Source organism: Pseudomonas brassicae (genome assembly GCF_010671725.1).
GTDB classification, from domain to species: domain Bacteria; phylum Pseudomonadota; class Gammaproteobacteria; order Pseudomonadales; family Pseudomonadaceae; genus Aquipseudomonas; species Aquipseudomonas brassicae.
The window spans coordinates 1-1,036 of record NZ_JAAHBU010000470.1 but is presented as its reverse complement, the minus strand read 5'-3'; the positions used below and the strand labels follow the sequence as shown (position 1 = coordinate 1,036).

The window sequence follows — 1,036 nt, the reverse complement described above, 5'->3', positions numbered from 1 at the left end:
ATCGGGGAGGGATACTCACGCCCTCCGGGTTATCAACGATGAAACGCGATGCGTGAAAGTTAGTCGGGGCTTGAGGATATCCGGTACATGCCTTACCTCGGTGAAATAAGTACGCCCGGCATATCGCAGACGGCTGCCCGTTACGATGGGCTCGCTGGCCAGGGGTTGATTCACCTGAGCCAGCCTTTCACGAATCCAGCGTGCACGATGCAACACCAAAGCCTCTTGTTCAGGCTCATCCACCAACGGGCCGCGCAACATAACAGGTCTACCCCGTTCCACAGTCACGTAATGGCGCTTGAGCTTCGTATCGAGCTGAAAGTACCACTCAATAGCAGTTTGGCCGTACTTCAATACTGGCATGGGCAACGCCGCGTTTAGTTTTTAAGCAAGATATCGAAGATTCGTTTAGCGTGATCACGCGCTACTGATCGCTCCCAACCCGCTAGAGGCATCAATACCCCCCGCAGATGGTCTTTAAAGTCAGGGTGCGTATCCGGCATTTTTTTCCAGTTTTCAGTCGACAGAGCATGACTCAGCCTCTCATCCTCGAACAGCTTAGTCGTTGCCACCCTTGCCGTATTCTCAGCCAGTAACGCAGCAAGGTAGTGATATACCGCTGAATGCGCGGGCTTATTAAAACCGGTGTTGTCCTTATCCTGAATCCGCTGGCTGAACAGCTCCAGTTGCTCCAGGAACTTGGCTTGGGTAATGCGCCCCGCCTTTTCCTCCTCAAGCAACTTTTCCAACTCCTCAGCCAGCTTGTCAAAGAATGCTGGATCTTTGTCCTTGCCGGTGACGATGGTTTGTTTCAGCTGGTTTTTCATCACCAAGGCGCGGCTACCGGGGCTCGCCAGCTTCTTTAGGCGCGCCATATCACTAGCATCCAGAATCGATACCTCACGACCCAACAGACTCTTGGCCGGACTGGCAGCGATGTACTCATCCAGTAGCAGTTGAAGCAGCGCGGATTCCAGCTTCGTGATGCGCTCCTTGTAGGTATTACCCGGCAGTTTTCGTCCCGCAGCATCAGCGA

At 53.6% G+C, this 1,036-nt stretch carries 2 pseudogenes; both read right to left on the bottom strand.

The annotated features are described in order from the left end of the window. Nucleotides 1–363, bottom strand: a pseudogene (locus G3436_RS24610) (YgjP-like metallopeptidase domain-containing protein); the annotation flags it as partial. A 14-nt stretch (nucleotides 364–377) separates the two neighbouring features. Continuing rightward, nucleotides 378–1,036, bottom strand: a pseudogene (locus G3436_RS24605) (type I restriction endonuclease subunit R); the annotation flags it as partial.